General features: G+C 65.8%; 29 protein-coding genes. 25 read left to right on the forward strand and 4 right to left on the reverse strand.

Annotated features, from left to right (window positions below; translation table 11 throughout):
- The first annotated feature begins 2 nt into the window (after window positions 1-2).
- The 10 genes from WP12_RS06480 to vapC all read left to right on the forward strand — a co-directional run bounded on the left by WP12_RS06480 (window position 3) and on the right by vapC (window position 6,601).
- Entirely contained in the window at window positions 3-827 is an 825-nt protein-coding gene (locus WP12_RS06480; RefSeq protein ID WP_007015533.1) for a PRTRC system protein B, read from the forward strand.
- Window positions 824-1,579 carry a PRTRC system protein A gene (locus WP12_RS06485; protein ID WP_007015534.1) on the forward strand — a complete coding sequence of 252 codons (756 nt, stop codon included), beginning with the start codon at window positions 824-826 and terminating at the stop codon, window positions 1,577-1,579. The genes WP12_RS06480 and WP12_RS06485 overlap by 4 nt, the downstream gene beginning before the upstream one ends.
- Window positions 1,474-2,232 carry a PRTRC system ThiF family protein gene (locus WP12_RS06490; protein ID WP_039858611.1) on the forward strand — a complete coding sequence of 253 codons (759 nt, stop codon included), beginning with the start codon at window positions 1,474-1,476 and terminating at the stop codon, window positions 2,230-2,232. The genes WP12_RS06485 and WP12_RS06490 overlap by 106 nt, the downstream gene beginning before the upstream one ends.
- 77 nt (window positions 2,233-2,309) lie before the next feature.
- Window positions 2,310-2,789, forward strand: coding sequence for a hypothetical protein (locus tag WP12_RS06495; protein ID WP_007015536.1), 480 nt, complete (start codon window positions 2,310-2,312; stop codon window positions 2,787-2,789).
- 122 nt (window positions 2,790-2,911) lie between these two features.
- Entirely contained in the window at window positions 2,912-4,573 is a 1,662-nt protein-coding gene (locus WP12_RS06500; RefSeq protein WP_039858617.1) for an ATP-binding protein, read from the forward strand.
- Window positions 4,574-4,598: 25 nt separating this feature from the next.
- The gene (locus WP12_RS06505) at window positions 4,599-4,793 is read left to right on the forward strand and encodes a hypothetical protein (RefSeq protein ID WP_007015538.1); all 195 of its coding nucleotides are present in this window, start codon (window positions 4,599-4,601) and stop codon (window positions 4,791-4,793) included.
- Window positions 4,790-5,116 carry a hypothetical protein gene (locus tag WP12_RS06510; protein ID WP_007015539.1) on the forward strand — a complete coding sequence of 109 codons (327 nt, stop codon included), beginning with the start codon at window positions 4,790-4,792 and terminating at the stop codon, window positions 5,114-5,116. The genes WP12_RS06505 and WP12_RS06510 overlap by 4 nt, the downstream gene beginning before the upstream one ends.
- 291 nt (window positions 5,117-5,407) lie before the next feature.
- Window positions 5,408-5,869 (forward strand): DUF736 domain-containing protein, encoded by a 462-nt coding sequence (locus WP12_RS06520; RefSeq protein WP_041565060.1) that lies wholly within the window; start codon window positions 5,408-5,410, stop codon window positions 5,867-5,869.
- A gap of 181 nt (window positions 5,870-6,050) precedes the next feature.
- Window positions 6,051-6,212 carry a type II toxin-antitoxin system VapB family antitoxin gene (locus tag WP12_RS06525; protein ID WP_235399011.1) on the forward strand — a complete coding sequence of 54 codons (162 nt, stop codon included), beginning with the start codon at window positions 6,051-6,053 and terminating at the stop codon, window positions 6,210-6,212.
- Window positions 6,209-6,601 (forward strand): type II toxin-antitoxin system VapC family toxin, encoded by a 393-nt coding sequence (gene vapC / locus WP12_RS06530; protein WP_039858621.1) that lies wholly within the window; start codon window positions 6,209-6,211, stop codon window positions 6,599-6,601. The genes WP12_RS06525 and vapC overlap by 4 nt, the downstream gene beginning before the upstream one ends.
- A gap of 487 nt (window positions 6,602-7,088) precedes the next feature.
- On the opposite strand, the gene WP12_RS26330 is transcribed toward vapC, so the two are convergent.
- A complete protein-coding gene (locus WP12_RS26330; protein WP_039858622.1) occupies window positions 7,089-7,442 on the reverse strand; it encodes a hypothetical protein in 354 nt (117 codons plus the stop codon).
- Between the two features lie 240 nt (window positions 7,443-7,682).
- On the opposite strand from WP12_RS26330, the gene WP12_RS06540 reads away from it, so the two are divergent.
- The 9 genes from WP12_RS06540 to WP12_RS06580 all read left to right on the forward strand — a co-directional run bounded on the left by WP12_RS06540 (window position 7,683) and on the right by WP12_RS06580 (window position 12,740).
- A complete protein-coding gene (locus WP12_RS06540) occupies window positions 7,683-8,195 on the forward strand; it encodes a hypothetical protein (RefSeq protein ID WP_007015542.1) in 513 nt (170 codons plus the stop codon).
- Between the two features lie 2 nt (window positions 8,196-8,197).
- On the forward strand, window positions 8,198-8,668 hold the full coding sequence (locus tag WP12_RS06545; RefSeq protein ID WP_007015543.1) for a DUF6878 family protein: 471 nt from the start codon (window positions 8,198-8,200) through the stop codon (window positions 8,666-8,668).
- Window positions 8,669-8,670: 2 nt separating this feature from the next.
- Entirely contained in the window at window positions 8,671-9,072 is a 402-nt protein-coding gene (locus WP12_RS06550) for a DUF6915 family protein (RefSeq protein WP_007015544.1), read from the forward strand.
- 4 nt (window positions 9,073-9,076) lie between these two features.
- Entirely contained in the window at window positions 9,077-9,385 is a 309-nt protein-coding gene (locus WP12_RS06555) for a DUF7673 family protein (RefSeq protein ID WP_007015545.1), read from the forward strand.
- Window positions 9,386-9,542: 157 nt separating this feature from the next.
- Window positions 9,543-10,238, forward strand: a complete 696-nt coding sequence (locus tag WP12_RS06560; RefSeq protein WP_007015546.1) for a hypothetical protein — start codon at window positions 9,543-9,545, stop codon at window positions 10,236-10,238.
- On the forward strand, window positions 10,235-11,236 hold the full coding sequence (locus WP12_RS06565) for a hypothetical protein (protein ID WP_235399008.1): 1,002 nt from the start codon (window positions 10,235-10,237) through the stop codon (window positions 11,234-11,236). The genes WP12_RS06560 and WP12_RS06565 overlap by 4 nt, the downstream gene beginning before the upstream one ends.
- An 85-nt stretch (window positions 11,237-11,321) precedes the next feature.
- The gene (locus WP12_RS06570) at window positions 11,322-11,582 is read left to right on the forward strand and encodes an AbrB/MazE/SpoVT family DNA-binding domain-containing protein (protein WP_007015548.1); all 261 of its coding nucleotides are present in this window, start codon (window positions 11,322-11,324) and stop codon (window positions 11,580-11,582) included.
- Entirely contained in the window at window positions 11,579-11,992 is a 414-nt protein-coding gene (locus WP12_RS06575; RefSeq protein WP_007015549.1) for a type II toxin-antitoxin system VapC family toxin, read from the forward strand. The genes WP12_RS06570 and WP12_RS06575 overlap by 4 nt, the downstream gene beginning before the upstream one ends.
- Window positions 11,993-12,197: 205 nt before the next feature.
- The gene (locus WP12_RS06580) at window positions 12,198-12,740 is read left to right on the forward strand and encodes a DUF736 domain-containing protein (RefSeq protein WP_041565059.1); all 543 of its coding nucleotides are present in this window, start codon (window positions 12,198-12,200) and stop codon (window positions 12,738-12,740) included.
- A gap of 485 nt (window positions 12,741-13,225) precedes the next feature.
- On the opposite strand, the gene WP12_RS23395 is transcribed toward WP12_RS06580, so the two are convergent.
- Entirely contained in the window at window positions 13,226-13,486 is a 261-nt protein-coding gene (locus WP12_RS23395; RefSeq protein WP_007015550.1) for a tyrosine-protein phosphatase, read from the reverse strand.
- Window positions 13,487-13,754: 268 nt separating this feature from the next.
- Window positions 13,755-14,054, reverse strand: coding sequence for a CtrA inhibitor SciP (sciP, locus tag WP12_RS06590; protein ID WP_007015551.1), 300 nt, complete (start codon window positions 14,052-14,054; stop codon window positions 13,755-13,757).
- Between the two features lie 717 nt (window positions 14,055-14,771).
- Here sciP and WP12_RS06595 point away from each other — a divergent pair.
- From WP12_RS06595 to WP12_RS06620, 6 genes are all read left to right on the forward strand, one after another.
- Window positions 14,772-15,101 (forward strand): single-stranded DNA-binding protein, encoded by a 330-nt coding sequence (locus WP12_RS06595; protein WP_007015553.1) that lies wholly within the window; start codon window positions 14,772-14,774, stop codon window positions 15,099-15,101.
- A 53-nt stretch (window positions 15,102-15,154) separates the two neighbouring features.
- Complete coding sequence (locus WP12_RS06600; protein ID WP_007015554.1) at window positions 15,155-15,484, forward strand: hypothetical protein; 330 nt, start codon at window positions 15,155-15,157, stop codon at window positions 15,482-15,484.
- Between the two features lie 32 nt (window positions 15,485-15,516).
- The gene (locus tag WP12_RS06605; RefSeq protein WP_046192925.1) at window positions 15,517-16,119 is read left to right on the forward strand and encodes a hypothetical protein; all 603 of its coding nucleotides are present in this window, start codon (window positions 15,517-15,519) and stop codon (window positions 16,117-16,119) included.
- A 126-nt stretch (window positions 16,120-16,245) separates the two neighbouring features.
- Window positions 16,246-16,467, forward strand: a complete 222-nt coding sequence (locus tag WP12_RS06610) for a hypothetical protein (protein WP_039858624.1) — start codon at window positions 16,246-16,248, stop codon at window positions 16,465-16,467.
- Window positions 16,468-17,146: 679 nt separating this feature from the next.
- A complete protein-coding gene (locus WP12_RS06615) occupies window positions 17,147-18,148 on the forward strand; it encodes a DUF2493 domain-containing protein (protein ID WP_039858629.1) in 1,002 nt (333 codons plus the stop codon).
- A 194-nt stretch (window positions 18,149-18,342) separates the two neighbouring features.
- Window positions 18,343-18,909 carry a hypothetical protein gene (locus WP12_RS06620; RefSeq protein WP_007015558.1) on the forward strand — a complete coding sequence of 189 codons (567 nt, stop codon included), beginning with the start codon at window positions 18,343-18,345 and terminating at the stop codon, window positions 18,907-18,909.
- A 14-nt stretch (window positions 18,910-18,923) separates the two neighbouring features.
- On the opposite strand, the gene WP12_RS06625 is transcribed toward WP12_RS06620, so the two are convergent.
- Window positions 18,924-19,115 carry a hypothetical protein gene (locus WP12_RS06625; RefSeq protein ID WP_007015559.1) on the reverse strand — a complete coding sequence of 64 codons (192 nt, stop codon included), beginning with the start codon at window positions 19,113-19,115 and terminating at the stop codon, window positions 18,924-18,926.
- Window positions 19,116-19,980 lie beyond the last annotated feature (865 nt).

A 19,980-nucleotide genomic window follows, 5' to 3' on the forward strand; every position in this document is an offset into this window, starting at 1 on the left:
TCATGTCCGACCACAGCAGCCACTTCGAAGCCACCGGCGGCGGTCTCCTCCTGACTAACGCTATCCTGCTCTATCAAGCGGGAACGTCCACGATTCCGAACGCCTACAGTGCGCCCAGGAACGATACGATGGCTTTCGCCAGCATGCATGCCGTCGAGCACGATGCGGAAGGCCATCCGACCATTGCCGCCGGCGTGCCCTTGTCGCGCGCGCAGCTGCGCCGATGGACCGAGGCCCTTGGCCGCACGGCGGTCCCTGAGATCCTGCCCGACACCGTGCTGGTGTCCCATCCCGACGTGCTCGCCTGGTGGGTGCCGGCACAGGTGCGCCCCGCCTATTTCGCGCTGTCGTCGCCACCCGAGGGGCTTCGTGCGCTCGCGCGACGCACGACCGTCACCGTGCCCTATCCCGCGCATCTTCTCATCGCCGCGCGCACTGGCCTTGGCGTCTACGCGCTCCCGTCAAGCGAGCGCCCGGCGGCCGACACACCGGTGCTACACTCACCCATTCTCAACGTCTTCATCCAGGGCGGGCTCTGTTGGGGCAATATCCCGAGGCCGAAGACCCTCGGCGTTGCCGCCATCGCGGAATACGAGCGGGCCGTGTTCGACTCCTGGTCGACCCACCCCAATCCCGGCCAGGAGCACACCGTCACCGGCAAGGGCGGCCTCGTCAGGCTCTGGGATGATCTCGCCGCACGCGGCGCCAGTCGTTTCCCGGTCCGACGTCTCAAGCCCTTCCATCCTGCCGCCCGACCACGACAGGCTCGCCCACCGGCTAACGCCGTCACCGTGGGCAGACTGATTGCGGCCGCTGCCGGGAGATGACCATGCTCGCCGACGATCCCACCGCGGCGGCGCTGATCGCTGCCGCTCCTTGTTATCCGGTCCCGTCCACGGGACGATCGCCCGCGCTCGATGCGCTTCGTGACGGTCGCGCCGGGCATGGCCTGGCCGTTGGTAAAGACGGCGTGATGCTCATCCTGCGCCGCCCCTGGCTGGCGCTTGACGCTCCCCTTTCGCCGCCCTTCGCCGCCCATATCCCTTATGGCAGCATTGGCGAACCCAAGGCCGACTTGCGCTGCGGACTGATCCCAGGCGAGCATCTGGCCGCGATCCTCGACCACTTCCGCGCAGCGCTCCCCAATGAAGCGGCCGCCTTCATACTGTGGAACGAGGCGAGCGGTGAGTTCGCGGTGAATCTTCCGGATGTCGACGAGGCGACGCCCTCGCGCCTCGTTTACCGAACCCCGGTGCTGCCGCCCGATTGGCACATGGTCTGCGACATCCATAGCCACGGGCGGGGCTCCGCATTCTTCAGCGCCACCGACGATGCCGACGATACCCATGCCACCAAGATCTCGCTCGTCGTCGGCCGGCTCGACCATCCGGCGGGGCCGGTAATGGCCGCCCGGCTCTGCGCCGGGGGCATGTTCCTCGCCGTGCCGCGCAGCCCATTTTCGGGAGATGTTCCATGCAGCCTGACAAGCCCCAGCGCCACTATCTTCCCGCCATCTTCGACAATCGCGCGGTCCGGATCCTGCTCGTGGGATGCGGCGGCAATGGAGCTCAGATGCTGATGGGCCTGGCCTCGCTCGACACGGCTCTGCGCGCGATCTCCTCGCGTTCGCTGGAGGTCACCGTAGTCGACGACGACATTGTAACCGAGGCCAATCTCGGCCGTCAGCCCTTCTATCGCTGCGATGTCGGCAACTCGAAGGCGCGCACCCTCACCGAACGGATCAACCTCGCCCACGGCCTGGCCTGGAAGGCGGTTCATGGGCGAGCCCCCGATGCGGTCGAAATCGACGGCACCGACATTCTCATCACCTGCGTCGACACCGCTTCGGCCCGCCGCGAATTGGGCGCCGTCCTTGGCGATGGCAGGACCGTGCCGACCTATTGGATGGACCTCGGCAACCGCGCCAGCGACGGACAATATCTGATCGGCTGCCCATGCCGCCCGACGGGCAATGTGAAGCTTCGCCTGCCGACCGTGCTCGAGGCCTTCCCGGAGCTCGCCGACGAAACTCTAGCTGAGGACGATGCTCCCTCCTGCTCGGTGGCCGAGGCGCTCGAACGCCAGTCCCTCTTCGTCAACCGAGTGCTGGCCAGTCACGCGCTCGCGCTGCTGTTCGATCTGCTCGGTCGCGGTTCCATCGGCCACGCCGGCGCCTTCATCAACCTCGCCAGCGGCCAGGCCGTGCCGATCCCGCTCCCGCGCGGCGACTGAAGCCCGACCGACTACCACGCCCATCCCGTGCCCATCCAAACCCGGCGACCTTCGCCCGGGGATGAGGAGAACTTGCCATGACCGTCATCGGACATAATCGCATCCGCGGCGCCGACAATTTCGACGGCTACGAGGTGCTCGCCCACCCCTTGCCCGACCGCGAGGATCGCGTCTTCCATCGCGGCGAGCCCGGGGCGTCCCAGACCTCCGTGACCTATGGCTCGCATGACATTCAGATCGCGAGGCCGACCGGTCCTGGAAGCAGGAGCCTCCTTGCCATCCTGATGCACCATGGTGGCGGCCGTCATATCCTGGAATTCTACGAGGGGGCCTTGCCCGTCACCGCGACGCTGCTCGCCCTGCCCGAGCGCGCCCAATATGCGCTCGCCTATGCGTTGTTCAAACAGGCTGATGAATGCGCCATGGCCGCCCGCGCGGACGAAGCCAGCCGCTGGGCCCAGGCGTTCGTCGATGGCCGCATCCGCAAACGCCGCAGGGGCGGCCAGCGCTACGTCAACATCGAATCGCCGGCCGAGAAGGAACGTCGCTGCGCGTAGCGTGGGTTCCCCGGCCGTTTCACTCCTCTGCGCCGACGCCGTCCGTGTGTGCGCCGGCCCGAGCGAAAGAGGAGAAGGGCAGGGGAGGGGTGAGCCTGTTCGCTCTTGCCCAGGAGACCCCGATGCCCCTTCCCAATGTCATCCACAGCCAGGTGGATCCGGCCGCGATCACCAAGGTGACGCGCCTGTTTAACAACACGCTCGGAACGATGCTCGCCGAGCTTGTCCAGAATGCGCGCAGGGCCGGGGCGACGAGTATCGACCTCGACGTCGCCGAGGCCGAGGACGGGAAATGGCTCGTTATCGCCGACGACGGCGCCGGGATCGCCGATCCCGCGGTGATCCTCGCGCTCGGCCGTTCCGGCTGGGACGAAGAGATCGCCGCCCGCGAAGACCCTGCCGGCATGGGCGTGTTCAGCCTCGCCGGCCGCCAGGTCGAAATCCGCTCGCATCCGCGCGCCGGTGGTGAAGCCTGGCAGGTCTCGATCGCGCCCGGCGACTGGGAATCGGGTACTCCCATCCCGGTCGCCCGCTGCGACCAACCTTTCGGCACCGAAATCCGGCTCCTTCTGGATGACGAATGGGCGAAGACGCTCGAAGTTGCAGCCATCGGTGCGGCCCGCTATTGCCCGACGCCGATCCGATTCAGAGGCTCGCAGCTGGCGCAGTCGGATTGGCTCGCCGACGCAGCCGTCATCGTCGAGACCGACGGGGTCCGGATCGGCCTCTTCAACGCAACGCGCGCGGCCCACTATCAGCCGCTCATCAACTTCCACGGCCTCACCGTTCCCTGCACCCTGCCTTCGGTCGACGAAAAGGAGCGGAGCTGGTGGGCACGGATAGACATCGTCGACGCACCCGCCCTGCAGTTGGTGCTCCCCGCTCGAGGCGAAATGGTCGAGAACGATGCTCTCGATGCGCTTCGCGATACCGTCCGGAAGATCATCTACAGCCATATCGCCTCGCTCGGCAGCCATCGCCTGCCCTTCGCCCAATGGGCCGAGGCCCGGCAGCTCGGCGTTGATTTGCCCGAGGCGACGCCGCTCCTTCGCGGATGGACACCGGCCAAGGCCGATCTCAACAGCGTGAGCGATGGTTCCGGCCTGATACCAGCTGGCGAGCTCGTCCTTATGGAGCATTTCGGTGCGCCGCTCGAGCAATGCGCGGCCTTCGCGCTCGCCCGCGACGGCCGCTTCGAAGGCCGCCTCGCAGACCCTGACGATGCGATGGCGGGATATGGCTGGTACGACGCTCTGCCACGGATCACAGTGCTGAGGTTCGAGATCGAGCGCGACGGCGCCGCCCATGTCTTCGACAGCGATACCCTGTCTGACCTCGAAAGCGGGACGGTCGACCGGCTCGCGCTCGTGGTCGAGATCACAGGCTCGCGGCCCGAGACGCTGACCGTCGCGGCCCCCGTCGTCATCGACTATGACGATGCACATCACTGGGGCTTCGAGGAGGCGAACATCCTTCTCGCCTCGCGCGACGCGATCTCCCCGGATGAGCTTGTCGAGCTGCTCGAAGCATCCTGCTTCTGCGCCAGCGACGATCGCGAGGCTGACAGCTGGGAGACGCAGAACGACCGCTTCCTCCTTGATGCACGGGAAATGGCGACCCGCCTGCTTCTTGGCGACGACGCAGCGCTGGTCGAACGGCTGCGCGCGATCATTTCCTACAGGGCGCAATGGTTCGTGCCAGAGGGGCGGCAGTTCGCGGCGGTCATCGGGCGCAACGCGATCGACATCCGCATCGAGCCCGTCACCCCAGCGCCGGCATCCTGACCGCGGCTTTAGAAAGGACCCTTCTATGCGATCGATCAGGGCGGCCCGCCCGGCAGACCGCGCCGCCGTGCACGAGGCGATTGACCATCTGCGCAGCGCGCGTCACCTTCTTGCGAGAAGCGGTGCGCTCCGCGCCGCCGCGGCGGTCCGCCAGGCGCTGCGCAGCACGGAAAGCGCGGCCCGGCGTGTCGGCCACCGCATCCGCAGGAGCCAGGGATGAGCCGTTACGAACTGAAGCCGAGGGCGGGAAACGGCGTCATCAAGGCCGTGATCGGCTGGGACCGTCCCCTCCAGACCTTCTTCGCCCAGGTGTTCACGCCTACCGAGGAAGAGCCCGAGGAAGGCGAGGCAACGATCTGGCTCGGCACTGAACCGGGCGAGCTTCCAAGCCCCGAGGCCGCCGTCCGCGTCGTTGCGGTCTATGCCGAAGTTCCCTTGACGCTCGCAGCCGATCTCGCGGCCGATATGGATGCCACCGTCGGCGTGAAGGACGGCGCCCACCAGGCCGAGGCCAAGAAACGCCTGTTCGGCTCGATCCACTAGACCTCGTCGCAGACCCTTCGCACGGCAAACCCGAAGTCCACTTATGCAAATCGGGGCATGGATCGAGGCCCACAAGCTGGTCGCGACACAGGGCTGCCGCTCAAGAAGCGAGGGGGGCAAGGCTCGCCCGACATTTCGGCCTCCCGTTGAGCCGGTCGCCCCGAGGCCGCGGACGCGGGCCTCGGATGGGGCGCTTGCGCGCCTGCTCGGCCGAACGGCCGAGGAGAGGAGTGGGGAGGAGGAATTTGGCTCGGACACGGTGTTCGAGACCAGCTTCCAGGAGACTTTCCCATGAACATCGGTTCGATCAAGCAGAATGACGCCGGCATTTTCGTCGGCAAGATCGCGACGCTGACGATTGCCATGACGATCGCGCTGCGCGAGGTGCACTCGGCCAATCCAAAGGCGCCGAAGTACGAGGTGCTGGCGCTGTCGGCCTCGCGCTCTTGGGTGCAGGTGGGCGCGCTGTTCGAGCTGTTCTCGAACGGCACGGGCGAGGCGTTCCTCAACGGCAAGATCGAGGACCCGAGCCTGGCCGCGCCGCTCTACATCTCGGCGTTCCGTCAGGAGGACGGCAGCTACAACATCGTGTGGTCGCGCCCGACCCGCCGCCGCGATCTCGCTGCCGAGATGGCGCCCAAGGCCGACGATGGCCTGCCGCCGCTGCCCGGTGCCGACGAGGCCGCCGAGCGCGGCCAGGGCGCCGAAGCCGGCCTCGGCCAGTCCTCCGCCGAACACGCGTTCGCGGCCTGAAGCTCGAGTAGTGACTGATCAAGGCCCTCGCTCATCCGAGCGGGGGCCTTTTTCTTTTCCGAGAGTCAGCTTGCCGCAGGACTTTGACAGCATTGCCCGATCCCCGGACAACTACTAATGTGTAAGAAAGTGACAAAAGGTACACATCATGCGAACCAATATCGAAATCGATGACAAACTCATGGCCCAGGCCCTTCAGGTGACCGGCCTCAAGACGAAAAAGCAGGCGGTGGAAGCCGGCTTGCGTCTCCTCCTCAGGCTCCAGTCCCAGGTCCAGCTGCGCTCGGCCCGCGGCAAGTTCGAATGGAATGGCGACCTCGACGCCATGCGGACGGACCTATGATCCTTGTCGATTCCAGCACCTGGATTGATTTCTTCCGCGGAACGCCGTCGCCTCAGGCAGACCGCCTCGAAATCTTGCTTGGTAACGAGCCGCTCCTGATCGGCGATATCATCCTTACGGAAGTTCTCCAGGGCTTTACCAGCGACCGGGATTTCAATCGTGGCCATGCCCTGCTGCAGTCGCTCGAGTTCATTGAGATCGATGGTCCTGATGTTGCCGTGGAGGCAGCGCGCAACTTTCGGACCTTGAGAGCAAAAGGTGTCACCGTCCGCAAAACGATCGACACGCTGATCGCGACCCGGTGCATCGTCTCGGGCTTGACCCTCCTCCATAACGATCGGGACTTCGACCCCTTCGTCGAGCATCTGGGTCTCAGGGTCCTTTCCTGATCGTCCGAATCTGGCAGCTCCGCGTGTGCCAGGCGCCTCAAACCGGCGATCAGCCGGCAAGCCGCGCTTGCGCCCGGTCGAGGTCGCGAACGAGTTTCGCGCAGCCTCGATGCCAAACCTGCGCCGTCTCACCCGTCGGAAGAATTCCGCGCGCTCCACCTTGCGCGCGGCCAGCCGCAGTTCGCGCTTGATGCGCTTGCGTGAGAGATCCATCAGCCGCGACGCAGCTTGCACATGGAGGTCGGCATCCTTGCGGCCCTCCGCAAGCTGATGCTGCACCCTTTCGATTTTCGCGATCGTGGCTTCGGCCACCGCGCTGTGGGCCGCCTCGATCTCGGCGTCGCGTGACGGCTCGGCCGGCATCTCGAGGCCGCGCATCATCAGGGGCAAGTCGATCGCCGCCGCGCCCAGCGACAGGACGATGACGCCCATCGCGAGCAGGATGGCGAGGTCGCGCGCCGGAAAGGCCGTCGTCCGTCATGGCGAGCTACCCGGGCTCGTGATGGCCCGTCACGCGAATCGAGTCCGCGGCGCCGGCCTGGATGGTGGGTAACTGCTCACCCGGCATCACGACGATGATCCCGTTCGCGGTCAATTGGATGAGATCCCCGATCGTGGTCCGGCGAACGCGCGTGACGGCCATTGCATCACCGCGCGCCTCGACGAACTCCAGCCCCAGCTCGAGGATGGTCGCGCCATCCTCGAACATGTCGTCGGGCGAGATCCGCCACCCTTCGAGAAACAACAGTGGCGGAAGGAGCAGAAGGAAGACGATGTCCGGATCGAGCATCACCCGCCAGTCGGCGACCACCCCGATCACGGAGCCAAGAGATTTGGACAAGCGGCCGCGGCACTGAAAATGGCGAAAGACGGGCCGGCATTCTACTCGGCACGACGGTGAACAGCAATGTCAGGACAAGCGTGATGGTTGCCAAAAGCGAAACGTCTGCCCAGATTATTCGGGACTGTTGCCCTGTCTAACGCTGGGGCCCTTTGCTATCAGCTTCAATCCCTCACCGGCCTGCGGCCGTAAAGCGAAGAGGGGTTGAGGATCCCTGTCCATTCGCGACGGGAGACCAGAATGTCCGACATCATCGACCTCGGCGGCGCCCCCGCCAACGAGGATTGCGCCCAACTCGGCCACACACCCCACTTCGAGCGGCTGAACCGGCTCGAGGTTGCCGCCTACCGTGCCGCGATCATCGCCCGTTTCGGGCCGCCGCCCGAGGGCTGCGCGCTCGTAACGGTCACCAACCGCCACGACTTCGGCGTTTATTGTTCGCTCGGTCTCAAGGTCGATGCCGGCGCCTATCGGCGGAACCCAGCCGTCGCCGCCTACACCGAGGCCGCGCAGGATGGCCTCGCAAGCTGGACCGAGGCCGGCTTCGCTCCGCCCGTGCGCTATGAGGACGGCAACGCCCCGACGATCGACCGAGACCGGATCGATGACATCGTGACAGGCGCGCTCATCGCCACGCGGCCGAATGGCGATGGGCGCTTTGCCATCCCGGACTTCGAGATCCTCCATCGCAACCTCGCCGCCGCCTATCCGGCCAGCGCCGAGGCCGCCCAGAAAATTCTCGAGGAGATTTGACCATGAACGCCGATACTCTGGCGGCCGCTTCTGCCACGCCCGATCCGATCGACACCAACCTGCAGGCGGCGCGCCTGGCCGTCCAAAGCGTCGAGGCGCGCTGCAAGGAGGCCTTTCTCCCGCTGCTGAACGCGCATGGCATCGCCCGCGTTGAAATCCATTATGACGGCGGCGGCGACGAAGGCACGGTCGGCGAGGTCCACGCCTATGATAAGGACGGAGACGCCGCGCTCCCGTCCATCCTCTGCGACCATCACAGCCTCGAATATAACGGGCAGGCCTCGACCCGCACCATCGCCCTCGAAGACGCGCTCGCCGCTTTTGCCGAGAATGCCGTCTGCGCGCGGCACGCCGGCTGGGAAGACGGCGAGGGCGCATGCGGGACGATCGCCATCGAGGTCGCCAGCGGCGCCGTCACGCTGACGCATAACTGCCGCTTTATTGACTATGACACCACCGAGGCCGAGATCTAGCCATGTCACACTGCTATTATCATGCGCTGAGCTCGGTTCGGCGATGGGGCGGCGATCCGGAGGACTATCTCCCGCTCCACCAATGGTTCGACGAATCCAAGAAGATCATCGCCGATCCGCGCCATCGCGCTTTGCGCCACCATGCTGAGGGTATCTTCCTCTTGGAGGCTATCTTCGGCGTCACGATCCGCAACAGCGATGGCCGCGATGTCCCGGTCCGCCTAATTGGCGAACTCCATGTCCAGGAGGATCTCGGTCGGATACCGTCGTTCGCCGACTGGGCACGGCTCATCCAGCCCATGCCCTGGATCCTGCGCGGGAACCCGGCGGGTTCGCCCGGGCTCGACCCCGATCTTGTCGTGCCTGTTCACGGTTCACGCGCCGCCATCCCTGATATAGCCTGATCGCATGGACAGGGGCCCCTTCAGCAAAACCGCCGCGCGCAATGCCCTCGACCGCCTGATCGAGATCGCCCGATCCGACACGGGCCAGGCGCGCCGCGTTGCGAACTTCCTCCTTGCCTGGTGGAACGGTGAGGATTGCGGCCATTTCCCGATCGCCGATCTGTTCGGCGTCGATCCCACGATCGCTACCCATATCACCACCATCGTCGGCTTCCTCGGCCAGCACGAGGGGGCAATCTATCCCGATGCCTTTGATCGCAAGGCCGAGATGATCGAACTGGTCCATCGCTGGCGCGACTTTGAGACCGATTGACGACAGCGCCGGCCGGTTTCTGGCCTTCGGCCAGCCGCCACTGCGTCCTCGCGGCGATCGCGATGAAAGGGAAGGGGGAGCTTAGCGGCTGGCCCGGGATGAACCGAGGCCGCCCACGCGGCGCGCTCCCGCGCGCCCTCCCCACGAGGCTTCCTCCATGGCCAATCACTTCACCAAGGCGAGCTTCACGCTCGCCGTCACGCCCGCCGAGGCCGACGTCCTCCGCCAGATCGACGACGCCATCGAGGCGCTCGACGATACTTCGCTCGACCCGGATCAGCGCGCCGCACGGTTCGCCGCGCTGGGGCCGGGTTTCGAGGCGGCCTTTCCGCCGACCGACGAGGAGCCGTTCTCGGGCTTCCTCGAAATCTTCCCCGACCCCGACTGTCCGCGGCTCGGCTTCACCGTGCAGGTCGACCCTGCCGGCGACGATGAAACAGTCGGCGTCTGGATCCACGGCGATCAGGTCGACATCGAGGCCGCCGCGGCGCTTATCCAGGCGGCGGCGCGATCCACCTTACCCTTCGCGTTCGAATATGCGCTCGACTGCGGTCGCATGCGGCCCGGCGAATTCGGCGGCGGCTTCGTCGTGATCCGCGAGGACGACATCGAATTCGCCAGCTCGGCCCGAGGCCTCGAAAAGGCCCTGACGCGCCGCGTCGGCGAGCCCGAGAACGGTATGATCATCGCCACGCGCGATGCCGAAGAGGGCCTCCTGTTCTGGAACAGCAAGACAGGCTTCGGCTCGCTCGAGACCGCGACCGTGTTCTCCGAGGCCGAGGCCGCGAACTACGACCTGCCGATCGCGAACGACCAGCCCGAATGGCTGGCCATGCCGGCACCGCTTGCGTGAACGAACTGGGCGGACGCCGTCGAGTGCGCCGCTCAGGCCCCTCAAGCCGGAGTATCTCCATGCCGACCTATCACGTCGTCTTCACGGCGCCCGTCCCCGACCGGATTCTCGCCAAAGCCGAGGCCGAGGATGCGCGTCGCGCGCGCAGCTGGATTCTCTCCCAAAGCTGGTACGACCGCCGGCGCATCGACTGGACCGCCAAGCGCACCGTCGTGCCGGAGAGCGGCCAGTCTCCCGTCCGGCACGAAGCCGTTCTCGAGCTCAACTGTGAGAACAGCCCGAGCCCGGCAACGGGATCGCTCGCCTTGCAGGTTGCTATCAGTGCCCGCCAGAACGACGATCCGCTCGAGAAGGCGCGCCGCGTGCTCGACCTTCCTCGCACCGGCAGACCCAAACGGCGTGTGCTCAATCCTGACAGCCTGTGGGATCGCGGCTCGTTCAGCACTATCAGGAGCAGCGGCGTCATCGGTCCCATGCCGCCGAAATGGCCGGAAGGCCGCATGCTCACGGGCTATTCGAGCCACCTCGGCAGCTACGGGCAGGGGGGAGTCGGGCTCTCCGGGTGGCAATGTAACCGCGGCTCATGGATCGTCCTGCCGCTCACGGGCTCGGACGGGTGGATCTGGCTCACTCGCGAGCAGATCGAGCCGGCCCAGGATTTCCGGTCGCTCAAGGCCGTCATCGACCAGCGCATTCTTGGCGTGCATCCCGATCAGCTTGCGGATTTCACACCGTGGGAGCATCGCTATGCCGGCCATGATCAGATCCTCGACATGCCCGACTTCGGTAACGAGAAAGCGACCATAGAGCGCTTCGATGCGAATGAGGCCGGCTTCGTCCTGGAAGCAGCGAATGGCCTCACCCGCTGGCGCTTCGCCATGGGCGACGATCTGCCCCGTCCGATCTGGGCCGGCTCGCGCGAGCCGCGCCTGCTCGCCGAAGGCGAATCCCTCGCCGAGGCCTTCCTGCTCGCCCATGACTGCTATCTCGATGTGTAGCCGCGCAAGCAGCGGCCTTACGCCGGATCGGTTGAATGTACCCCATGGAGCATGTATATGCTAATGTATATGCAAGGAGGCCCTCATGGCACAATCCGACCTCACCCCTGCTCGAGAGGCCAAGCTTTTCCGCAACAACAAAAGCCAGGCGGTGCGAATACCAGCCGACTTCGAGTTTCCCGGCGACCGCGTTTTGATCCACCGCGAGGGCGACCGGCTCATTATCGAGCCAATCCGCCGCAAGAACTTGCTGGAAGTGCTGGCCGGACTGGAACCCCTTGGGGCGGAGGATCAGTTCCCCGATATCGATGATTCGCTGCTGCCAGCCAAGGCCATCGTCCTGTGACCAACCTCTACATGCTCGACACCAACATCGTGTCCGACCTTGCGCGCAATCCCCAGGGCGCCGTCGCGAAGCGGATCGCGGATGTCGGGCCGGACACGATCTGCGTCAGCATCATTACCGCCGCGGAACTGCGTTACGGTTGCGCGAAAAAGGGATCGCCGCGGTTGCTCGCTCAGATCGAAGCCATTCTCGACAGCGTGCAGATACTTGCGCTCCAAGTCCCCGCCGACACGGAATATGGCGGCATCCGCGCCGAACTCGAAGCCGCGGGCAAGCCCATCACCCCCAACGATCTCTTCATCGCTGCCCACGCCTATGCCCTCGAAGCGGTCCTAGTGACCGCCAATGTGGGTGAGTTCTCGCGGGTACGCGCGCTCAAGGTCGAGAACTGGCTGGACGGGGTCCATTGACTCATGGCCGGGCCGCGCCTTTGGCCTGACCCGAGCTCCAAAAACGACAGCCCATCATATCGCCATGGGCAATCCCGAGGCCGCGGACGCGGGCCTCGGATGGGGCGCTTGCGCGCCTGCTCGGCCGAACGGCCGAGGAGAGGAGTGGGGAGGAGGAATTTGGCTCGGACACGGTGTTCGAGACCAGCTTCCAGGAGACTTTCCCATGAACATCGGTTCGATCAAGCAGAATGACGCCGGCATTTTCGTCGGCAAGATCGCGACGCTGACGATTGCCATGACGATCGCGCTGCGCGAGGTGCACTCGGCCAATCCAAAGGCGCCGAAGTACGAGGTGCTGGCGCTGTCGGCCTCGCGCTCTTGGGTGCAGGTGGGCGCGCTGTTCGAGCTGTTCTCGAACGGCACGGGCGAGGCGTTCCTCAACGGCAAGATCGAGGACCCGAGCCTGGCCGCGCCGCTCTACATCTCGGCGTTCCGTCAGGAGGACGGCAGCTACAACATCGTGTGGTCGCGCCCGACCCGCCGCCGCGATCTCGCTGCCGAGATGGCGCCCAAGGCCGACGATGGCCTGCCGCCGCTGCCCGGTGCCGACGAGGCCGCCGAGCGCGGCCAGGGCGCCGAAGCCGGCCTCGGCCAGTCCTCCGCCGAACACGCGTTCGGTGGCGGTGAGCCCCAGCAGGAAAGCGGCCGCCGGCAGCGCCGCCAGCGCGCGACCGAGCAGGCGGAGGAGCCCGAAACCGTCAGCTGAACCCCCGCCGTGCTCGGTCCCACGCCTCCCCGGCCGGGCACGCCCCTCGCAGGGCCCGCTTCGCTCTCCCCGGCGAAGCGGGCCCTGTTTTTCGTTCTCGCCCAGCCTATCGGCGTCCCGGCCGGGGGTGACGGAGTATCAGCATATAGGCCGACAGGTCATCGACCTGATCGTCCGCGATCTCGAAATTCATGATCTCGGGGAAGTTGTGCGAATGCCGCAGCCATTAGGTCAGCGTTTCGGCCGTCAAGCCTACGTTGGCGACGACATTCCCGGAGCGCGGCGCGTCCGGATTGGGAGAAACCGTTCGGGAACCACGGCACGACATCCCGAACGATGCTCTTCGGCAAAGGCCTTGCCCCTTGCCGCCGAAGCGCTCGAAACCGAGGCCGCGGGCGGCGAAGCTGCCATGGCCCCACATGTCACCCCGGTTATCGCCAGGGGGACCGCGACACCGAGGAGATGCCGGCTATCGGCCACGTGCCCTACTTGCGCGGCAAGGCCGCGAACAGGAGCTTCAGGTGGAAACCGTTCACAGGCGTCTGATCCTGTGCCGACAGCATCGGCGTCGCGCCGGCGCGATAGATCAGGCCCCAGCGAACATGCCGGCCGCCCGTTCCAGCGTACCCGCCGATATCGCGGAAGTTCGGTCCCAGCTTGAGCGGTACGAGCCGTTCCGCGACTCGCGTGACCGAGCTATCCGTCGTGTCCCGCAGGAGGAAATAGGGGCGATTGTTCGGCCCCACGGCGCACCGAGGCCGTTCCGTCCGCGTCACGCATCGATACCGGCGTCGCCGCCGCGACCCTGACATCACCAGCGCTGGCCTGAAGCACGTCGACCGGTGCTGGCGCGGTCCACCGGAGCGTAACCTGTCCGTCGCCGCACACGGCCGTGGGATCCGACACGCGCGCAACCGCAAACCCAGCGACACCGCCGAGCAGCATGATAGCCAAGGCGGCTGAAACGGTTCGTCATGATCGTCCAAGCCTTGAGGATCTCGGAAGCCCGCGCGCTCAATAGCGCTGCTGGCGCTCGTAGAGATCGCGATAATGCTGGATACGGGTGACGCGAAGCCCCTGCATACCCGAGCGATCGACCGCGCGCTGCCAGCCTGCGAACTCCTCCAGCGTCAGGCCGTAGCGCTCGCAGACTTCGTCGATCGTCAAAAGGCCGCCGTTGACCGCCGCGACGACCTCGGCCTTGCGCCGCACGACCCAGCGCCGGGTGTCCGGCGCGGGCAGCGTCTCCATCGTGAGCGGCTCGCCCAGCGGTCCAATCACACGGGCCGGCCGGAATTTCTGGTTCTCGATCATTTCGTTCTCTCTCGCCCGGCGACGCCCGCAAGCTCTTCTCCGATGGTTCTCCCCCCGTTATGCCGCCGTCATGGTTGTCACGGCCTGAAGCATCAGGGTTAACGCCGGCGCCCTGGTCGATGCTCTGCCTCGGCTCGGCGCAGAGTGACGATCTCGTTTTCGCAAGAAGCGCCGCCACCGGCCGACGGGTCGGTGAACGGCCCGCACCTCAGGCGATGCCAGGCGGGTGCAGTACGCCCACGCACGCGGCGGCAGCGGTGATTTCGCGGCCAATCCTTTGCCGCCCACCTGGGCGGTTGGCGAGCCGCGACCGGCCGGCGCCTGACGGCGGATCACGAAGGACTGACGGGAGCCATTCTCCTTTCGCGCACTGTCCCGATGATCTCGGCCCAGCCCGCACTGCGGGGCAACGCCGCGCCAAGGCTGCGTCGATGGCAAGCTCTCCAGATGCCGGCGCGAGCCACCTCATCACCGCGCCGAACATTCACAGGCCATCCGGCCACCCGCTTGGTGGAATGAACGCTACGCCCGTGCGGGACCGCCGCAACCCGCCATTTTCCGACCGTGTTGAGGCCTTGCGGCCTCTGCCCGCACCACTCGAAAAATGGGGGTTTCCCCGCGCCGCGGCGCGGGTGCGGCGCCCCCTCGATCACGGGCCTTCGCGATTGTTCATCCCAGCGGGATCGGCCCGCTGGCGCAACGCGAAAGGTTACGCGCATGAACAAGGTTTTTCTCTCGGGCCGCATCACGTCGGACATCAGCCGCTTCGGCACCGACAGCAAGGGCGGCGTCAGCTTCAGCCTCGTCACGTCCAAGCCGGTGATCAAGGACGGCCAGGTCCAGAAGGACGACAATGGCTATACCGAGACCTACGACGAGTTCCACACGGTCAAGGCCTTCAACGGTCTCGGCAAGTCCGTCGCCAACCACAAGAAGAAGGGCGACAAGCTCATGGTCGTCGGCGAGATCCGCTACAGCCGCAACGAGCGCGACGGGCGCACCTATTACAACACCGACATCGTCGCCGAGGAAATCGAGTTCCTCTGATCCCTCCGGGCGGCCTTCGGGCCGCCCTTCTCATTTTTGCGAAAGGCAGCACAATGTTCCATCTCGCCACCTTCGATGAGATCGCCGGGGTCGACCACGGGATCGAAGTCACCAACCCCAGCATGGTCGCCCGAATTCGCCGGGCCGCCGACAGCCTGGGCCGCTACGAGATCGCCGCCCGCCTGGCCCAGGCCATCACCGAGGCCGCCGACGCGGCCCACACGCGCGCCTTCGAGCAAGCGCAGTTCGGCGAAGCCAGCGCCGACGCGATCGTCGACTGCGAATATTATGACGAGCTCGCGGCTGCCTGGTCGCTGGTCGCCGCCGAGCACCAGCTGATCACTCCCGAAACCATCCTCGCGCACGACGGGTCGGTCCACTGACCCGTCACACGCCCCTCGAACGGAGCACCATCATGATCCAAGCCGCTTCCGCACCATGTGTCGTCGCCCATAGCTACGGCATCATCATGCACCATCGTCTCGCCTGGTGGCTGGTCGAGTTTCCCGAGCTCGACGCCGCGCCGGTCCGCGCCCGCAAGCTCTCGGGCAAGCTCACCGCCGGCATGACCGACTGGCTCCGCGCCGAGACCGGCGATCCCGGCCTCGCGGCCGATGTCGCCGCGCTCAATCCCGAGAGCCGCTGCTGGTCCGGCGAATTCTCCACCGTTCCCACCATGGGCGGCGCCGATCTGTTCGACATCGATGCCCATCCCTGGGGCAGCGAACCCGGCGAACTCGAGACCCGGCTCGCGCGCACCATGATCGATGCGACGCTGCGCCCGGTCCCCAGCGGCTTCGTCTCGGTCTTCACCGCGCTTCCGCCAGAAAACCAGCCGGTGCTCGCCATCCGGCTGAGCGGCTACACCTGCGCGACGTTCGATCTGCTGACCGCGCGGCATATGCCGACCTATCGGCCGCGATCGCCCTGGCGCGATATCTCAGGCGATGCTGTGTCGGACAGCGGCAGCGACATCATCGGATGGTGCGCGGCAGCGGACTGGATCAGGCCGACCTGAAACCACGCCCGCTTGGCTGGCCCGTGCTTCCGGTCGCAGGGCCACGCCTGGGCCGCGCGGCGGCCCAGGCCGAAGAAAGAGGCAAGAGGGGCCTTCCCTTCGTTCACGCGACGGAGGGGAGTTCCTATGTGCAGACCCGATGAAGAGACCCGGCCCCGCCGCATATGGGTGCGGGGCAGTAGCGTCTTCCATGGCCACCATGGCTACGGCCTTGTCGAGAACCCATGCGATCCGGACGGCTGGGTGCTGGCCTCCTTTGCCAGCGCGCCCGCGATCAAATGCGCCCATGACCTGCTAACCCCCGATCTTCGCCCGCTCGCCGTCGAGGATCTCTTCGGGCCGAACTGAACCGACCGCCGGGGGCACGCGCCGCTGCGCACGCACGCGATTGCAGCGCAATGACGACGCTCCGAGTTGGTTTCATGGTGCTTCACTGTTGTGTCTCACCATGTGCCGCGCTTTGTACCGCGGGCTATCCTTTCTCGTAACATACGGGCGGATATGAGGCCGCGGTCCTGCGCGCGATGCGCCTGCAATGGCCGAGAGAGCCATGCTTGTCGCTCGTTCCAGGAGGGGTGGCAGCTGGATCGGCGCATCCCGCCCGCTCGGCGCGGACGGGACCGGGGCTCTATTCGCTAAGCCGCCGCCCGCTTTGCAAGCGGACCCCGGCCAAGCTCACGGAGCCAGGCCCCTGGCCTGTCTCCGCCCGTCCGGGTCACGATCCCGCTTGCGTGGTTACTCCCCGCTGAGGGTTGTACACCCCTATTCCTCTCTTGTGTCTGCCTAGTGTGGCATGCGGGGTTGGCGGTCCGTCGAGCATGAGCGGTCCCCCCCAATTTTTGCGCGCGGCCGCTGGCGCGCCCACCCGAAAAAATCGGTTCCCCCGCTCCCCGCGCGGCGGCGTTAACCGGGGTCCGGCCGCAGGCGGCCGGCTTCCCGGTTAACGTGCCCGACCTCCCTGACCACCGCATGCCCTGAGCAAGGCCTCATCGCGTGGATGAGACATTCAAAAGCCATGGAGGCCAACATGACCAAGTCTTTCTCGAACTTCGCCGATTTCGCCAGCTTCATCGCCAGCGAAACCGGAACCGACGAGCGCAGCCCGCTCTACGAGAGCGCATTCATCGAGTATGACGAGCGCGCCAAGCTGTCGCCGGTCGACGAGAGCGAACAGCTCGAAATGCCCGATCCGGAGCAGGCCCGAGCTGCTGTCGAGATGGTGATGGCGACGCTGTTCGACGTGTTCCGCGATACCCGCCTCGAACCCTTCGCCAGCGATCTCGCCTGGGGCTTCGTCAACAGCTTCCATGTCGTCGCGAAGCGGATCAGCGACCGCGAGGACGACGCGGCCAAGGAGCTTGGCGAACTCGCGCGCAGCTTCGATCCCAGCGAGATCTACGCCACGCAGGTCGAAGACGCGCAGCTGCTCTGCCAGACGCTGCAAGGGTGCCGCGATGCGATGGAATGCATGCGCGACCATGCCGCCGAAGTCTATCGCGTCGAGACCGGACGGCCCTATTCGCCGACCCGGGGAAGCCGGGTCTCTCACGGCGTCACCGCATCGATGATCGACGCCCGCGACTATCTGGCCGCAAGGGGACGCGAGCGCCGCGAGCAGTTCACGCCCGAAGGCCCCGTTGTCGCCTTTTCGGGGGGGCAGGTCTGGGAAGATCACGACATGCTCTGGAAGGGCCTCGACACGATCAAGGCCCGCATTCCCGAAATGATCCTCGCCACCACCGCCCAGACCAAAGGGTGCGATGCGATCGCCCAGGCTTGGGCGGCAGCGCGCGGCGTCAAGGTCATCATGTTCCGCCTCGACCGCCGGCTGGGGGCCAAGGCCGCCTTCGTTCGCAACGACCGTCTGCTTGCCCTGAAGCCGGTCGAAGCGGTGGTCTGCGACGGCTCCGGCATCCAGATGAACCTCGCACAGAAGCTGCGGCAGGCAGGCGTTCCCCTCCATGTCGTGAAACTCGACCAGCAGCGCCCGGCACCGCACTCGTCGCAGCGCATGGCGCGCAGGGGCTGACCTCTGTGCATTCCGAGAGGCTCCGGCATCCGCCGGGGCCTCTCTTCCCTTTCTTGGCGCGGTGCGGTGCGCGGGGGCATCGACCCCCCGCGCACCGCCTTGACGCTGCCCGACAGGACAGACGCTCAGCAGCACCCCTCCGACCAAAGAAAAGAGGGGTGAAGCCATGCGGTTTGCTCAAGGAGTCAAAGGCCATGTCCGTCCTCTTCCGCATCACTGTTCCCGCCGACGACACGACCGATCCGCACGCGGTCATCACCGCGCGTCAGCTCGCCTCCTTCCGGCGCTATCTACGCACCGAGGGAGAACGGATCGGCATCGCCCTGATCGAACCCGACGAATATCTCGGGGACAGCTTCGAGGCACGCATCTGTCCACTGGCGCTTGCGGCCGTGACAGCGCAGTTCGATCATGATCCGGCTGTGATCAGCGTCGTCGAAGAGGCCCAGTTTCGGGGACGCCGGATCGCCGTCCATCACAGTTCGAGCGCGGGCGAAATAACGATCAGAGTCGCGCTTACATCCGATTGCGGGCTCGAACTCGATCTCGCTTACGGAAACGCCTATGCTCTTCTCGAAGCGCTCGATATCGGCGTGGATAGCGTCGGTGAAATCCCTCTCGACCAACTCCGCAACCGGCTTGCCGACCCTGAAACCTCGGTCCGCGCGGTGGCACGAGGCGTTGATCACTATCTTCCCCGGATCGAGCGTCTCCTCGCAAGCGTCAACGACGGCGAAGGTGCACGGCTGGCCTGGGCCTGACAGGCATCGTCAGCCTAGCATGATCCTTCCGTGTGCACGCTTTCGCCATCCCGCATGACGGTGTCGATCGCCAGCTGGAGATGCCCGGCCGCGATATTCTCCCCCAACATATCGAGTAGCGGAAGCACCTCCCGCATCAGGACGATAGCGAGCGCTCGCCTCGTGGTCTGATCAGCCTTCGATAAGTCTTCGATCCGCTCGATCATATCCCCTCCGACATACGTCAAAAAGCCGTGGGCCATCGGGACGGGGACCATATGAAACCCCGGAAACTCCCGCGCACTGGGCGCGGGAGCCGGGGCTCGAAAACACAGTCGAAACAGTGCGCCTACGCTTTTAGTACCCGGGTACCTGGACATATGCGCAGGCACCCCGGCGTGAAGCTCACACCGAGTACCGCCTTCGACAGGGTTTTCGAGCCCCGGCACCACCGTTTTCGCAGCGCGGCCCGGCCCCTATCACAGACCACGATTCCCACCAAGAAGCCTTCGACTGGGAAGTCCGATATCCCTGCTACTTTGACCTCGCGGACGTTCGACCAAGGTGCTTTGCCGTTGACCCCGAACACCCTCGTGGGGCAGGAGAACAAAGCACGCGCGCTCTCACATCTCGGCATCAGACGAAGCTTCATCGCCAAAGCATGACGCTGGGTGTTTCTCGCCCGTCAAGGACCAGCGGTCCCCCCAATTTTGCCGCCGCTTCGCTCCGCTACCCGGCAACAAAATCGGTTCCCCCGCTGCCCGCTTCGCGGCGGCCAAGCCGTCCCTGACCGCCTCAACACCGCGTCCCGATGAGCCCATCCTCATCGATGAGAGATGGGGAGCACGGCATCATCCTGATGGAGGCTCTTATGGACAAACTTTCCGACGATCTCCGGGCGCTGTTCAACGCTCCGATGTGCCCGTACTGCGCGACGCTCTACGATCCCGAGCAATATGACGAGGTCGATGAATGCGCCCGCTGTTCGAACTGCGGCAGGACATACCAGGTCGCAGCCGAACAGCGTCCATCACAGCCGGACTCTCCACAGGAAGCGCCGCTGTCAGAACCCGCACAAACGGATGCTCTGGC

The organism is Sphingomonas sp. SRS2, assembly GCF_000971055.1.
Taxonomy (GTDB): domain Bacteria; phylum Pseudomonadota; class Alphaproteobacteria; order Sphingomonadales; family Sphingomonadaceae; genus Rhizorhabdus.

Bases quoted from the DNA above. Each gene is read 5' to 3' on its own strand.
- WP12_RS06495 (WP_007015536.1), top strand. From the start codon at position 2,310: ATGACCGTCATCGGACATAATCGCATCCGCGGCGCCGACAATTTCGAC.
- WP12_RS06540 (WP_007015542.1), top strand. From the start codon at position 7,683: ATGTCCGACATCATCGACCTCGGCGGCGCCCCCGCCAACGAGGATTGC.
- WP12_RS06620 (WP_007015558.1), top strand. From the start codon at position 18,343: ATGTCCGTCCTCTTCCGCATCACTGTTCCCGCCGACGACACGACCGAT.
- sciP (WP_007015551.1), bottom strand. From the start codon at position 14,054: ATGATCGAGAACCAGAAATTCCGGCCGGCCCGTGTGATTGGACCGCTG.
- WP12_RS06490 (WP_039858611.1), top strand. From the start codon at position 1,474: ATGCAGCCTGACAAGCCCCAGCGCCACTATCTTCCCGCCATCTTCGAC.
- WP12_RS06610 (WP_039858624.1), top strand. From the start codon at position 16,246: ATGTGCAGACCCGATGAAGAGACCCGGCCCCGCCGCATATGGGTGCGG.
- WP12_RS06525 (WP_235399011.1), top strand. From the start codon at position 6,051: ATGGCCCAGGCCCTTCAGGTGACCGGCCTCAAGACGAAAAAGCAGGCG.
- WP12_RS06580 (WP_041565059.1), top strand. From the start codon at position 12,198: ATGAACATCGGTTCGATCAAGCAGAATGACGCCGGCATTTTCGTCGGC.
- WP12_RS06550 (WP_007015544.1), top strand. From the start codon at position 8,671: ATGTCACACTGCTATTATCATGCGCTGAGCTCGGTTCGGCGATGGGGC.
- WP12_RS06560 (WP_007015546.1), top strand. From the start codon at position 9,543: ATGGCCAATCACTTCACCAAGGCGAGCTTCACGCTCGCCGTCACGCCC.
- WP12_RS06605 (WP_046192925.1), top strand. From the start codon at position 15,517: ATGATCCAAGCCGCTTCCGCACCATGTGTCGTCGCCCATAGCTACGGC.
- WP12_RS06520 (WP_041565060.1), top strand. From the start codon at position 5,408: ATGAACATCGGTTCGATCAAGCAGAATGACGCCGGCATTTTCGTCGGC.
- WP12_RS06570 (WP_007015548.1), top strand. From the start codon at position 11,322: ATGGCACAATCCGACCTCACCCCTGCTCGAGAGGCCAAGCTTTTCCGC.
- WP12_RS06600 (WP_007015554.1), top strand. From the start codon at position 15,155: ATGTTCCATCTCGCCACCTTCGATGAGATCGCCGGGGTCGACCACGGG.
- WP12_RS06555 (WP_007015545.1), top strand. From the start codon at position 9,077: ATGGACAGGGGCCCCTTCAGCAAAACCGCCGCGCGCAATGCCCTCGAC.
- WP12_RS06485 (WP_007015534.1), top strand. From the start codon at position 824: ATGACCATGCTCGCCGACGATCCCACCGCGGCGGCGCTGATCGCTGCC.
- WP12_RS06505 (WP_007015538.1), top strand. From the start codon at position 4,599: ATGCGATCGATCAGGGCGGCCCGCCCGGCAGACCGCGCCGCCGTGCAC.
- WP12_RS06625 (WP_007015559.1), bottom strand. From the start codon at position 19,115: ATGATCGAGCGGATCGAAGACTTATCGAAGGCTGATCAGACCACGAGG.
- WP12_RS06510 (WP_007015539.1), top strand. From the start codon at position 4,790: ATGAGCCGTTACGAACTGAAGCCGAGGGCGGGAAACGGCGTCATCAAG.
- WP12_RS06615 (WP_039858629.1), top strand. From the start codon at position 17,147: ATGACCAAGTCTTTCTCGAACTTCGCCGATTTCGCCAGCTTCATCGCC.
- vapC (WP_039858621.1), top strand. From the start codon at position 6,209: ATGATCCTTGTCGATTCCAGCACCTGGATTGATTTCTTCCGCGGAACG.
- WP12_RS06545 (WP_007015543.1), top strand. From the start codon at position 8,198: ATGAACGCCGATACTCTGGCGGCCGCTTCTGCCACGCCCGATCCGATC.
- WP12_RS06500 (WP_039858617.1), top strand. From the start codon at position 2,912: ATGCCCCTTCCCAATGTCATCCACAGCCAGGTGGATCCGGCCGCGATC.
- WP12_RS06480 (WP_007015533.1), top strand. From the start codon at position 3: ATGTCCGACCACAGCAGCCACTTCGAAGCCACCGGCGGCGGTCTCCTC.
- WP12_RS06595 (WP_007015553.1), top strand. From the start codon at position 14,772: ATGAACAAGGTTTTTCTCTCGGGCCGCATCACGTCGGACATCAGCCGC.